This window comes from Streptomonospora sp. PA3 (assembly GCF_009728995.1).
Classification (GTDB): domain Bacteria; phylum Actinomycetota; class Actinomycetes; order Streptosporangiales; family Streptosporangiaceae; genus Streptomonospora.
In genome coordinates, this window is the sequence record NZ_VTZW01000009.1 from 615,773 (window position 1) to 627,854 (window position 12,082).

A 12,082-nucleotide genomic window follows, 5' to 3' on the forward strand; every position below is an offset into this window, starting at 1 on the left:
GGCGTGTGGCGGACCGCGGCCGTGCGGCCGGATCCGCCCGTTGACCTCTTCAGGGTTTCCGGTGGGCCGCCGGCGCCGCATCGGGCGCGCGGCCAGTCCGCTCCCGCCTCCGGTAGCGGCCGTATTCGACTTTGGTCGGTGTCGGCGGCGCGCCGGCGGCGGTTAGCCTTGCCCGGTGAACGAGGAGGTCAGCCCCGCCCCGGCGGACACGCTCCGGCGCCCGGCGCCCCGACCGCGCACGGCGGCTGCCGTGGCCGCCGCGACGGCCGTGCTGGTCGCCGTGACGATCTGGGGCCGCTACAGCGCCCAGCCCGACGCCGCACCGCTGCTGCTGGACATCGCCGTCGGCGCCCTCGGCTGCGCCCTGGCGCCCCTGCTGCTGTGGCGCCCGGTCACCGGCGCGTTGGGCCTGGTCGTGCTGGCCGCGCTCTCCCCGGCCGCCACACCCCCGGCCACGCTCGCGGCCCTGCAGGTCGCCCATCGCCACCGCCTCCCGGTCGCGGTCGCCGTGGCCGCCGCGGGCGTCGCGGCGCACGCGGTGCAGGGGCTGTGGCAGCCCAACAGCGGGCTCTCCTACGGCTGGTGGCTGGTGCTGATCACCGTCGGATACGCGGCGATGGTCGGCTGGGGCGCCCTGGCGCGGGCGCACCGCGCGCTCGTCGAGTCGCTGCGCGAGCGGGCGCGGCGCGCCGAGGCGGAGCAGGGCAGGCGGGTGGCCGAGGCGCGCATGGCCGAGCGCACGCGCATCGCCCGCGAGATGCACGACGTGCTGGCCCACCGGCTGTCCCTGCTCGCCACCTACGCCGGGGCGCTGGAGTACCGCCCGGACTCCCCGCCGGAGCGCCTCTCCCGCGCCGCGGGCGTGGTGCGCACCGGCGTGCACGAGGCGCTGGAGGAGCTTCGGGAGGTCATCCTGGTGCTGCGCGACGAGGACGCCGCCGCCGGTTTCGGTTCCGCGGCCGGGCGGCAGCCCGGGCTGTCCGACATCCCCGCCCTGGTCGAGGAGTCCCGCGGTGCCGGGGTGCGGGTGCGGCTGCGCGACGAGGTGGCAGACCCCGACGCCCTGCCGGCCGCCGCCGGACGCACCGCCTACCGCATCGTCCAGGAAGGATTGACCAACGCGCGCAAGCACGCGCCGGGCCGGCCGGTCGACGTCGAGCTGGCGGGGCGGCCGGGGGAGGAGTTGGCCGTCACCGTGACCAACCCGCTGGGCGGTCCGGTCGGCGTCGACGCCGACGAGGGGAGGGACGAGCGGAGCGCGGAGAGCGGCGCCGCCGGCGGGGCGGTCGGCGGCGCAGGCGGTGGCGTGGTCAGCGGAGCGGGCGGCGGGGCGGGCGGCGGGGTGGGCGGCGCGCCGCCCGCAGCGGTCGCCGAGGCGCCCGCAGCCGTCCCCGGCAGCGGCACCGGTCTGGTCGGACTGACCGAGCGGGTGCGCCTGGCCGGCGGCCGGCTCGACCACGGCCCCGCCGGCGACCGGTTCCGGCTGCACGCGCGGCTACCATGGCCCGCATGAGCGGGGCGCTGCGAGTACTCATCGTCGACGACGACGCCCTGGTACGCGGCGGGCTCTGCATGATGATCGACGGAATCGAGGGCATCTCCGTCGTCGGCGAGGCCGCCGACGGTGACGAGGTCCCGGCCGCCGTCGAGACCCACACCCCCGACGTGGTCCTCATGGACCTGTGCATGAAGCGGGTCGACGGCATGGCCGCCACCCGCAAGCTGCGCGCGCGCCCGCGCCCGCCCGAGGTCGTCGTGCTGACGACCTTCGACAGCGACGAGAACATCCTGCACGCCCTGCGGGCCGGAGCCAGCGGCTTCCTGCTCAAGGACACCCCGCCCCCGGAGATCGTCGACGCGATCCGCAAGGTCGCCGCCGGCGACCCGATCCTGTCCCCGCGCATCACCCGCCGCCTCATGGACCGCGCCGCCACCCAGGCCGGCGCCTACGAACAGGCCCGCAACGCCCTGGAAGCCCTGAGCCCTCGCGAACGCGAAGTCGTCCTGTCGATCGCCGAAGGCCACTCCAACGCCGAGATCGCCACGAAGTTGTACATGAGCGTGGCCACGGTCAAGGCCCACGTGTCGAGCATCCTCACCAAGCTGGACCTGGACAACCGCACGCAGATAGCCCTGCTGGCACACGATGCGGGATTGGCGTAAGGGGCTGCTGTCGTCGTCAGGGGCCGCCGAGCACGTGGACCAAGTCGGGGAGGCGCTTACGTCTCGTGCGTCTCCCACGGAGTAGACGATCGCGGGTCCTGGTCAGAGCTGCGGTACCAGGCCATCACGAGTGGCAAGCTCGCAGCCTTGCCAACCATCTGGCGATTTCCAGACTGTGGCGACGTCCATGCTGTTCAAGAAGCCGATATAACCCTGTCCAACACTTTCGGTGAACAACCCGACGAGTCTCGGTTTTTTAGGCTCAGGGTGGAAGAAGTAACGGTAATCAAGGAGCTGCGCGATTGCTTCTCGTGTAGCCTTGGCTCCATTTCCATTGTAGACAACTTTGGCTTCAACAAGCCATTGGCTATCGTCTCTCCACATGAGTAGATCACGGGGGTGGTGGTTGTTTGATGCATTGAATCCCGCGTGTTGTGCCAACGGAACGTACTCCGCGATCAAGGACTCATGGCGACGCTGCTTTACAAGCTCTCGCCCCTGAATCTGGGAGAGGTATTCGGTCGAGTCCTTCGGTTTGAAGTCATCAAGAGCGTTGAAGTGTTGTTCGATCGGGCTGGCTTCAGGGTCAACACCCAGGGGGTCAGCTCCTATCGCATCGAGGTCTTGGCGGATGAGAATGCAGCGCTGATAGACACCGATGATGTCCCAGAGGTCGCTGCGCAGCTCCTCCTCTGAAGGTAGGGCGCTTAGGTCGTAACGACGAGCGACCACACACCCCGCTCCGTATGCGCGTTGTCTGCGTCCACTTGATGCGAGATCCACCGAAAGATCCCACCGATGGATATGAGGGTCAGATAGCCGGTTTCTCAGGGTCTCCGCGGATAGGCTGAGGCGTCTCCGGATTTCCTGTTCTTTGTTTCCAGAGAACTCCGCCTTCAGTTTCTTCTGTAGGCGTGTGATGCCATGATTGATCATCAGTGTGACGCTGCGAAGGTCCTGGGCGAAGAGATAGACGACGTAGAGTCCATGCTCCGGAGACACTGTCTCGTCTGGATCGAAAAATCCGATCCATGGGGTGAACGTGGAGGACCCCTTGCCGCCACTCCCAATGATCTCGATTCCGGCGGGTGTGCATCCAGTCAGATGGGTATGGGCATTGCGAAGTAGTTGTTGGGCAAGTGAACTCATCGGAGCATGGCGATCATATTTTGTGGCAATCTCCAGCAAGTACTTGCGCAAATGCATTTGCCCTCACCAGTATCTAGACCCGGGTGCAAGAGGTCCTACCAACGAAGTAAGGACTTTACATGGTGACGGCCTACACGTCGCCCCCTGAGAGCAGTCACATGCTGCGGTCTCAGCGAACCGAGAGGAGCGCTAAGTCAAGGACAGTACCCTCACGGACGGCAACCCCCCGATGCCTCGGCGCATGCGGTGTCGTCCCTCCGCCTCTCCAGCAGGACCGTGTCCCTCCATTTGCCGTGGTGGCAGGCGATGCGTTCGCGGAGGCCCACGGTGCGGAAGCCGGCGCTGTGGTGGAGGGCGAGGCTGGGTTTGTTTTCGGGGAAGATGGACGTTTGGAGGGTCCAGAGGTCGCCGGTGTCGGCGGCGGTGACCTGTTTGTGGAGGAGGGCTTTGCCCACGCCGCGGCCGCGGGCGGATTGGGCGACGTAGACCGACGTTTCGGCGACTCCCGCATACGCCGGGCGGCTGGAGGTGGGTGCGGCGGCGGCCCAGCCGGCGATTTCGCCGTCGATCTCGGCGACCCAGCGGTGTCCGGGCAGCCATTTGCGAGCGAGGGCCGCGGTGTCGGGGGCCTCGGTCTCGAAGGTCGCGTCGCCGGTGGCGATGCCTTCGGCGTAGATGGCGCGCACAGCGTCCAGATCGGCGTCGTCCATCGCCCGCACGGACACATCCTCCGGCAGGTCGGTGGGGCAGCAGGGCCGGGAGGCGAGCAGCCCCATCACGGCGTCGGCCGCGTGCGGCAGGCCCGTGCAGCAGGCCGGGTTGATGCCCACACGCGTGGACGTGCCCTCCCTGGTCAGGGTCACGAACCCCACCTCGGCGAGCTTGCGCAGGTGGTGGGAGACGGTCGGCTGGCGGATGCCCAGGTCGTCGGCGAGCTCGCCGACACCGGCCGTGCCCGGGCGGGCGGCGACGGCGTGCAGCAGGCGGACGCGCATCGGCTCGGCCAGGCAGGCGAACCAGGAGGCGTAGCGGGCCGCCTCGTCGGGGTCGAGCAGTGCGGCGGGGGCCGGAGAAGCGGGTGCGGTCGCTGTCATGCCCCTATTATCGACCGTCTTCGATGCTTGATGCCATTCGTGCGCCCGCGTCTCCGGGAGAGTCCGGCGTCGGCACCCCCGCCCGTCCGGCCCGTCCCGCCGCTCAGTCCCGCAGCGGCACGTTGAGTTCCACGCGGAGGTCGTCGGGATTCATGTCGGGGGACGGCTCGGTGACATAGACCTCCCACAGGAACCCGGCCGGAACCAGGCCCTGCTCGTCGACCCACGTGCTCAGGCGCTCCCACGACACCGACAGGCCGTCGAAGGCGCCCGCGTGGGTCATCCGGGCGACGCGGCCCGCGGGCAGCGTGCTCGGGACGACGTCACCCTGGGGCTCGACCTGGCGGTCGATCGGGAAGCCGACCTCGATGTCGACGGGGTCGGCGACCTCCCCGTGGTACAGCCCGAACGCGGGACCCGTGATGTTCGCGCCCTGCGCGGCGATCGCCTGAGGGAGGGTGGTGAAGGAGTGGTCAAAGAACGACTCCAGGTCGGCCATTTCGACGGTGCCGCGGATGACGGCGGTCGCGGCCGGCTGTGCCGAGACGATCCTCGGCTCGAACTCGCCGGCCTCGGAGGTGGGCTGCTGCATATGCGGTTCCTTCCCTTGCATCGACTGACCTGACTGACCTTGCATCGGAGATGAATCGCGGGTCACCGGGTCCCGGGTCCCCGGGGTGCGGCTTCGCGCGCGGCTGCGGCCGTCCCGCACCGGTGCCGACTCCGCCGGCGGCCGGAACTCATCGCTCGGCGGGCGCCAGGACTCGGCCCCCTGCCCGGTGCCTTCATCGTCGCCGCTGCGCCGTCGATCGCCGTGGAACCCGCGCCGCGCGGCTCGGCGTTCATCCGTGCGTCCGCCCCGTTGCGCCCGCGTTTTCGCGGCCCTCGCCCGCGCGCCCGCCTTCGCGTTCGGCCCGCGCCCGCTCCCTCGCCCGCGCGCCCGCCTTCGCGCTCGGCCCGCCGCGCTCGCCCGCGCTCACCCGCCCGCCCGCTCCCTCGCTCGCGCGCTCGCCCCGCGGGCTGTGTCTCGATCACCAGCCTGCGCCGCGATACCGACAATCCGCGCCTGGGCCCGTCCGCCGCCTCCGCGCCCCCCTGTGGACGGCGACCCGCGGCGGCGCCCGTGCCGCCCCCACACCCGCCCTCCCCACCAAGCCGCCTCCCTGCGGGAACCCGCCGCCCTGCCGGTCTGCGCGGCGCCCGCACCCCCTCGCACCGGGCTCGCGCCCGCCGGCCCTCCGCCCCCGGCGGACTACCATCATTGCCATGACCGCCGGGAACACGGGCCGCAAGCGCCCCACGATCAGCGACGTCGCCCGACGCGCCGGCGTGACCAAGGGCGCTGTGTCGCGTGCGCTGAACAGCGGCACCGGCGTCAGCTCCGGGACGCGCGACCGCATCCGCCAGGCCGCCGTGGAGCTGGGGTGGAGCCCCAGCTACGCCGCCCGCGCCCTCAACGGCAAGCCGCTGGGCACCATCGGCCTGGTCGTCCGCCGCTCGCCCGAGATCCTCGACTTCGACGCGTTCTTCGCCTCATTCCTCTCCGGCATCGAGTCGGTGCTCTCCGGCGAGGAGCACGCCACCGTCATCCGGTTCGTGCCCGACGCGCTCACCGAGGCCGCCACCTACGAGCGGCTGTTCAACGACCGCTTCGTCGACGGGTTCCTGGTCACCGACCTGCGGGTGGACGACGAGCGCCCGGCGATGCTGCACCGCCTGGGGGCTCCCGCCGTCGTGGTCGGCGCTCCCCAGGGCTCCTCCGACTTCCCCACGATCACCAACGACTCCCACGAGGCGATCCGGGGGCTGGTCCGCCACCTCGCCGCCGGCGGGCACCGGTGCATCGCCCACGTCCAGGGCGACTCCCGCATGCTGCACGCGCTGCAGCGCCGCCGGCACTGGGAGGAGGCGATGCGCGAGCTGGACCTGGAGCCGGGGCCGGTGGAGCTGGGCGGTTACACCATCGTCGGCGGCGCCCAGGCCACCGAGCGCATCCTCGCCCTGCCCGAGCGCCCCACGGCGATCTTCTACGGCAGCGACCTGATGGCCATCGGCGGCTACTCGGTGCTGGGCGAGGCCGGGCTGGAGGTGCCCGGCGACGTGGCCGTGGCCGGATTCGACGACATCGCCCTGGCCGCCTTCACCTCGCCGCCGCTCACCACGATCCGCAGCAAGCACCGCGCACTCGGCAGCTCGGGCGCCCGCATCCTGCTGGACATGCTCAAGGGGCAGGAGCCGCCGGCCTCGACCGTGCTCTCCGGCGAACTGCAGCTCCGGGAATCCGCAGGGTAACGACTCTATAACCACCTCTCCTGTACGAGAGTGATCTCTCCTACACTCTGGCGGTAAACCGGTTTACTTAGCATGCTTCTCCCAGTCCGCCCTGGGAAGCGGCGCCACCCCAGCCCCATCCGCCCCCGACTTCAGCGACATGCCAGCGGCTTCACCTCGGCCGCACCCGCCCTGTCACCGCCGGCGGCGGCAGGCTCGCATGACCACAATGAGGAACGGAGATGGTCGTGAAGATCCCCGCCAAAGCAGTAGTGTCCGCCTCCACCGCGCTCGGCCTCGTCGCCGCGCTCACCGCCTGCGGCTCCGGCGAGGAGTCCGGCGACCAGACCCTGACCTACTGGGCCAGCAACCAGGGAGCCAGCGTCGAGGAGGACAAGAAGGTCCTCAAACCCACCCTCGACCGCTTCACCGAGGAGACCGGCATCGAGGTCGAACTCGAGGTGATCCCCTGGAGCGAGTTGTACAACCGCATCCTCACCGCTGTCAGCAGCGGCGACGGCCCCGACGTGCTCAACATCGGCAACACCTGGGCGGCCAGCCTGCAGGAGACCGGTGCGTTCGTGCCCTATGAGGGCGCCGACCTGGAGGCCGTCGGCGGCGAGGGCCGCTTCGTCGAGACCAGCTTCGCCACCGGCGGAGTCGAGGGCGAGCCGCCCACGTCGGTCCCGCTCTACGGCCTGTCCTACGCGCTGTTCTACAACCCGACCATGTTCGAGGAGGCCGGTATCGAGGAGCCGCCCTCCACGTGGGAGGAGTTCATCGACACCGCGGAGAAGCTGACCAAGGACACCGACGGCGACGGCCAGCCCGACCAGTACGGCGTGGCCCTGGAGGCCGGCAGCGAGCGGCAGAACTCCCACTTCGCCCACATCCTGGCCCAGCAGTACGGCGGGAAGCTGTGGAGCGACGGCCCGAACTTCGCCTCCCCGGAGGTGGTCGACGCGGTGAAGCTGCGCCTGGACATGATGGCCGAGCACGGCGTCGTCGATCCCAGCAACGCCGAGTTCAGCGACGGCACCCAGTCCATCGCCGACTTCGTCGACGGCAAGGCGGCCATGATGATGATGCAGGGCAGCGCCCGCACCACCCTGGCCTCCCGCGACTTCGACAACTACGAGATCGCCCAGGTCCCCATGCTCGACCCGCTGCCGGGCAAGCCGATCCAGAGCCACGCGGCCGGCATCAACATCAGCGTCTTCAACGACACCGACAACAAGGAGGGCGCGCTGCAGCTCGTGGAGCACCTGACCAGCCCCGAGGAGCAGGTCTACCTCTCCCAGGAGTTCCAGACGCTGCCCGTGGCCGTCGACGCCTACGACAACGAGGAGCTGCAGGGCGAGCAGATGCAGACCTTCCGCACCATCCTCACCGAGCACGCCTCCCCGATGCCGCTGATCCCCGAGGAGGGGCAGATGGAGACCGTCCTCGGCGAGTCGATCGCCGGCCTCTTCGCCGACGCGGCCACCGGCAGCGAGGTCACCAAGGCCGACATCCGCAAGGCACTGAAGGAAGCCGAGACCCAGATGGACGCCGCGAACTAGGCACACCCGCGAATCGCCGGCCGCCCCGCCTCCCTGCGGCGGGGCGGCCGACCGATGGAGGCACCCGATGTCCACCACTGAAGAGCCGCGGCACCGTGCGGCTCAGGAGGCGACCGAGCCGGCCGGCCCCGAATCCGGGGCGGAGTCCGGCGCCCGCAAGCGGCGTCCGCGCCGGTCGTTCCTTCCTTATGGGATGATCCTGCCGGCGGCCGCGCTTGAGCTGCTGATCCACATCGTCCCCATGATCCTGGGGATCTACATCGCGTTCACCTCGCTGACGCAGCTGACCATCCGGAACTGGACGTCGGCGCCGTTCGTGGGGCTGGAGAACTTCGTCCAGGGCCTGGATCCCGGCGGCGCGCTGGGCAGCGACCTGTTCCAGAGCCTGTTCCGCACCACCGTCTACACCGCGCTGGTGGTGGGCCTGTCGTGGGCGCTGGGCATGGCGGCGGCGGTGTCGCTGAACACCCGGTTCCGCGGGCGCGGCGTGCTGCGCACCCTGTTCCTGGTGCCCTACGCGCTGCCGGTCTACGTCGCCGCGATCATCTGGGCGTTCATGTTCAACCAGCGCGACGGCATGATCAACCGGCTGCTGGTCCAGGACCTGGGGCTCGTGGACGACCGGCCGTTCTGGCTGATCGGCGAGAACGCGTTCTGGGTGCTGGTGATCGTGTCGGTGTGGCGGCTGTGGCCGTTCGCGTTCCTGATGCTGCTGGCCGCGCTGCAGAGCATCCCCGAGGACATGTACGAGGCCGCGGCCATCGACGGCGCCTCCACCTGGAAGCGGTTCACCCGCATCACCCTGCCGATGGTGCGCTCGGCCAACGCCGTGGTGCTGCTGGTGATGGGGCTGTGGACCTTCAACGAGTTCAACATCCCCTTCCTGCTGTTCGGGGACACCTCTCCCGACAGCGCACGGCTGATCTCGCCGTTCATCTACGAGCACTCCTTCGTCAACTGGAACTTCGGGCTGGGCGCCGCGATGAGCGTGCTCCTGCTGATCGCGCTGATCATCGCCTCGGCGGTCTATGTCCGGCTGGTGCTGCCAAAGGGGCGTGGCAATGACTGAGACACCCGGCTTCCGCTGGTTCCGCCGGATCACCCTGACCTTCCTCACCGTCTTCACGGTCATGCCGCTGTATGTGCTCGTGGTGACCTCGGTCAAGCCGCTGGAGGACGTGCGGGGGCTGTTCACCTGGCTGCCGGACCGGTTGACCTTCCGGCCCTATGTCGAGATGTGGTCGACCATCCCGCTGGCCAGGTACCTCACCAACAGCCTCGTCGTCACCGTGACGGCGACGGTCCTGGCGCTGATGATCGCCATCCTGGCGGCCTACCCTCTGGCGCGGTTGCGCTTCCGCGGCAAGCGGGTGTTCAGCATGACCGTGCTGTCGACCCAGATGTTCCCCGGCATCCTGTTCCTGCTGCCGCTGTTCCTCATCTTCGTGCAGTTGGAGGAGATCCTCGGCATCCAGTTCACCGGCTCCTACACGGGGCTGATCATCACCTACCTGACCTTCGCCCTGCCGTTCTCGATCTGGATGCTGGCCGGGTACTTCCAGGCCATCCCCGAGGGGCTGGAGGAGGCAGCGATGATCGACGGCACCAGCCGCATCGGCGCGCTGTTCCGCGTCATCCTGCCGGTGGCCCGGCCCGGCATCCTCGCCGTGGGGGTGTTCGCCTTCATCACCGCCTGGGGCGAGGTGCTGTTCGCCTCGGTGCTGACCGACACCGAGACCCGCACGCTCTCCATCGGCCTGAAGCTCTACACCAGCCAGGTCGACACCCTGTGGAACCAGTTGCTGGCCGCGTCGCTGACGATCTCCCTGCCGGTGATCGTCGCGTTCATCCTGGTTCAGCGGCACCTGGTGTCAGGGCTGTCGGCGGGCGCGGTGAAGTAGCCCGGGCGCTGCCCGGCGTGGCCTGCTCCGCGTGTCCTCGGCTAGCGTTGCCGCTGGTCGGTTCGGTGGCCGGTGCCGCAGAGCGGTGTCGGCCACCGCCCCTGAACGCGGACGAAAGGCACGGGAGATGAGCAAGGCGGAGGCGGAGAGCCGCCGCAGCGAGGCGCGCCTGGAGGAGTGGCGCAGTCGGACGGTCGTGCCCATGGTGGTGGCCGCCGCCGTTTTCCTGGCGGCCTACGCCTGGCCGATCATCGACCCCGGACTGCCCGCCGTGTGGGAGGGGGTGTGCGCGGCTCTGCTGGCCGCGGTGTGGGCGCTGTTCGCCGCCGACTACGCCGTCCGGCTGTGGTTGGCGCCGCGGCGCTGGGTGTTCGTCCGGCGCAACTGGTTCGACCTGCTGGTGCTGCTGGCGCCGATGCTGCAGTCGCTGCGGCTGGTGCAGGTCATCATGGTCCTGGGCCTGGTCAACAAGCGGGCGTCGATGACGATGCGCGCCAGCGTGTCCAAGTACTCGATCGCGGCGGCCCTGCTGATCGTGTTCTGCGCCGCGCTGGCCGTACTGGATGCCGAACGCGGCGCGCCCGGCGCCGTCATCCGCACCTTCCCCGACGCGCTGTGGTGGGCCGCCACCACCGTGACGACGGTCGGCTACGGGGACATGTACCCGGTCACGGCCGGCGGCCGGATCGTGGCCGGCGTGCTGTTCACGGCGGGCATCGCCCTGCTGGGTGTGGTGACGGCGACGCTGGCCTCCTGGTTCGTGGAGAAGTTCAACGAGGGCCAGGAGAACGCGGCGGCCACCCAGAAGCAGATGGCCGAACTGACCGAGGAGGTCCGCACCCTGCGCGCCGAACTGGCCGCGGCGAAGGCGACCGCCGGTCCCGCTGCCGACACGGCTTCCGACCGCTGAGGCCGGTGCCGTCGGGTCGGCCCTGGGGGGACACCACCGGTCCGCGCCGAGGGTGGTGTCAGAGCCGTTCCCGTCGCCGAGCGTGGCGCTGACACCATCCTCCTCAGCCCGTCTTGGGCTTCTCCGTCTGGGCGGGACCGCCGGTCTGCGGTGGTCGGCCGTCGAGCCAGGCGTCGATGTCGTCGCGGCGGTAGCGGCGGTGGCCGCCCAGGGTGCGGATGCAGCCGAGGTGTCCCCGGTTGGCCCATTTGGCGACGGTGCTGGGGCGGACGCGGAACACCTCGGCGACCTCGGCGGCGGTGAGGTAGGCGGTGGCCTCGTCGGGGCCGATCGGGCCGGCGGTGCTCATGCGGCGGCCCCGGTGTGGTCGATGGCGGTGGCCCAACTGTGGCCGGGGGCGCCCTGCAGGTGGGCCGCGGCGCGGGCGAGTTCGGCCAGGACCTCTGGGCTGAGGCGGTTGCATTGGCAGGCGGGGAAGGGTTTTTTGCAGCCGGGGCAGATGTTGGTCGGCGGATAGGCTCGCATCGCGGTACTCCATTCACGGTGTGGGTGGAACAGCCCCGGCGTGTGGAAGCGGTCGGGGGCGCGCCGTTGCGGGCCGTCCTGGAGGGCGATTCCGGGACGGCCCGTCGTGTGCGGGGGCGAGGTGGCCCCCGCCCGCCCAGGGACGGATGCTGCTGGGACGGCGTGCGGGGGTGCCCGGGTGCGGTCGGGTGTCATTGGCCCGGAGGCTGCGCTTCCCGAACCGCGTCGGGGGCGGGATGCGTCCTGTTTAAGAAGCCGGTCACCACAGAGGTTGCGGCAATGGGGCTGGGTTGCGCGAAGCGCTGTGCGCCAGCTTGCCGCCGAGCGGCGGTGCACCTTTGTGGTGGAGGCCCGCCACCGGTGGTGGGGTTCCACCTGGGACGAGCTGCGTGCGCTCGGCGGCAAGCTGTGTTCGCGCTTCGCGAGGCGCACCCATTGCCGCAGCCTCGGTGGTGGCCGCCCCGGGTGGTGCCCGGTGGGTTCCTGGAAAGCGGCGCTCCCGCCGTT

At 70.2% G+C, this 12,082-nt stretch carries 12 protein-coding genes; 7 read left to right on the forward strand and 5 right to left on the reverse strand.

Translation table 11 applies throughout. From position 1 onward, the window contains the following. Positions 1–175 precede the first annotated feature (175 nt). Entirely contained in the window at positions 176–1,513 is a 1,338-nt protein-coding gene (locus tag FZ103_RS11175) for a histidine kinase (RefSeq protein ID WP_186356118.1), read from the forward strand. After that, complete coding sequence (locus FZ103_RS11180; RefSeq protein WP_156000630.1) at positions 1,501–2,163, forward strand: response regulator transcription factor; 663 nt, start codon at positions 1,501–1,503, stop codon at positions 2,161–2,163. Before FZ103_RS11175 ends, FZ103_RS11180 begins: the two co-directional genes overlap by 13 nt. 102 nt (positions 2,164–2,265) lie before the next feature. Here FZ103_RS11180 and FZ103_RS11185 read toward each other — a convergent pair whose 3' ends face one another. The 3 genes from FZ103_RS11185 to FZ103_RS11195 form a co-directional block, all read right to left on the reverse strand. Beyond that, a complete protein-coding gene (locus tag FZ103_RS11185) occupies positions 2,266–3,369 on the reverse strand; it encodes an MrcB family domain-containing protein (protein WP_156000631.1) in 1,104 nt (367 codons plus the stop codon). Positions 3,370–3,521: 152 nt separating this feature from the next. Then, a complete protein-coding gene (locus tag FZ103_RS11190) occupies positions 3,522–4,406 on the reverse strand; it encodes a metalloregulator ArsR/SmtB family transcription factor (RefSeq protein WP_156000632.1) in 885 nt (294 codons plus the stop codon). A 103-nt stretch (positions 4,407–4,509) separates the two neighbouring features. Then, positions 4,510–4,998: a GyrI-like domain-containing protein gene (locus tag FZ103_RS11195; protein ID WP_156000633.1), complete on the reverse strand. Its 489-nt coding sequence runs from the start codon at positions 4,996–4,998 to the stop codon at positions 4,510–4,512. A gap of 674 nt (positions 4,999–5,672) precedes the next feature. On the opposite strand from FZ103_RS11195, the gene FZ103_RS11200 reads away from it, so the two are divergent. The 5 genes from FZ103_RS11200 (at position 5,673) to FZ103_RS11220 (ending at position 11,050) form a co-directional block, all read left to right on the forward strand. Next, entirely contained in the window at positions 5,673–6,698 is a 1,026-nt protein-coding gene (locus tag FZ103_RS11200) for a LacI family DNA-binding transcriptional regulator (protein WP_156000634.1), read from the forward strand. 221 nt (positions 6,699–6,919) lie between these two features. Next, on the forward strand, positions 6,920–8,239 hold the full coding sequence (locus FZ103_RS11205; RefSeq protein ID WP_156000635.1) for a sugar ABC transporter substrate-binding protein: 1,320 nt from the start codon (positions 6,920–6,922) through the stop codon (positions 8,237–8,239). 67 nt (positions 8,240–8,306) lie between these two features. Further along, a complete protein-coding gene (locus tag FZ103_RS11210) occupies positions 8,307–9,308 on the forward strand; it encodes a carbohydrate ABC transporter permease (protein ID WP_156000636.1) in 1,002 nt (333 codons plus the stop codon). Beyond that, positions 9,301–10,140, forward strand: a complete 840-nt coding sequence (locus FZ103_RS11215) for a carbohydrate ABC transporter permease (RefSeq protein WP_156000637.1) — start codon at positions 9,301–9,303, stop codon at positions 10,138–10,140. The genes FZ103_RS11210 and FZ103_RS11215 overlap by 8 nt, the downstream gene beginning before the upstream one ends. Positions 10,141–10,267: 127 nt before the next feature. Next, entirely contained in the window at positions 10,268–11,050 is a 783-nt protein-coding gene (locus tag FZ103_RS11220; RefSeq protein WP_156000638.1) for a potassium channel family protein, read from the forward strand. 103 nt (positions 11,051–11,153) lie between these two features. Here FZ103_RS11220 and FZ103_RS11225 read toward each other — a convergent pair whose 3' ends face one another. Together FZ103_RS11225 and FZ103_RS11230 are read right to left on the reverse strand one after the other, a co-directional pair. Beyond that, entirely contained in the window at positions 11,154–11,399 is a 246-nt protein-coding gene (locus FZ103_RS11225; RefSeq protein ID WP_156000639.1) for a BldC family transcriptional regulator, read from the reverse strand. Then, positions 11,396–11,575, reverse strand: coding sequence for a hypothetical protein (locus FZ103_RS11230; RefSeq protein ID WP_156000640.1), 180 nt, complete (start codon positions 11,573–11,575; stop codon positions 11,396–11,398). Before FZ103_RS11230 ends, FZ103_RS11225 begins: the two co-directional genes overlap by 4 nt. Positions 11,576–12,082 lie beyond the last annotated feature (507 nt).

What these genes read in the sequence shown, in the direction of transcription:
- FZ103_RS11230 (WP_156000640.1), bottom strand. Translation starts at nt 11,575, where the DNA reads ATGCGAGCCTATCCGCCGACCAACATCTGCCCCGGCTGCAAAAAACCC.
- FZ103_RS11205 (WP_156000635.1), top strand. Translation starts at nt 6,920, where the DNA reads ATGGTCGTGAAGATCCCCGCCAAAGCAGTAGTGTCCGCCTCCACCGCG.
- FZ103_RS11210 (WP_156000636.1), top strand. Translation starts at nt 8,307, where the DNA reads ATGTCCACCACTGAAGAGCCGCGGCACCGTGCGGCTCAGGAGGCGACC.
- FZ103_RS11195 (WP_156000633.1), bottom strand. Translation starts at nt 4,998, where the DNA reads ATGCAGCAGCCCACCTCCGAGGCCGGCGAGTTCGAGCCGAGGATCGTC.
- FZ103_RS11180 (WP_156000630.1), top strand. Translation starts at nt 1,501, where the DNA reads ATGGCCCGCATGAGCGGGGCGCTGCGAGTACTCATCGTCGACGACGAC.
- FZ103_RS11220 (WP_156000638.1), top strand. Translation starts at nt 10,268, where the DNA reads ATGAGCAAGGCGGAGGCGGAGAGCCGCCGCAGCGAGGCGCGCCTGGAG.
- FZ103_RS11185 (WP_156000631.1), bottom strand. Translation starts at nt 3,369, where the DNA reads ATGCATTTGCGCAAGTACTTGCTGGAGATTGCCACAAAATATGATCGC.
- FZ103_RS11200 (WP_156000634.1), top strand. Translation starts at nt 5,673, where the DNA reads ATGACCGCCGGGAACACGGGCCGCAAGCGCCCCACGATCAGCGACGTC.
- FZ103_RS11225 (WP_156000639.1), bottom strand. Translation starts at nt 11,399, where the DNA reads ATGAGCACCGCCGGCCCGATCGGCCCCGACGAGGCCACCGCCTACCTC.
- FZ103_RS11190 (WP_156000632.1), bottom strand. Translation starts at nt 4,406, where the DNA reads ATGACAGCGACCGCACCCGCTTCTCCGGCCCCCGCCGCACTGCTCGAC.
- FZ103_RS11215 (WP_156000637.1), top strand. Translation starts at nt 9,301, where the DNA reads ATGACTGAGACACCCGGCTTCCGCTGGTTCCGCCGGATCACCCTGACC.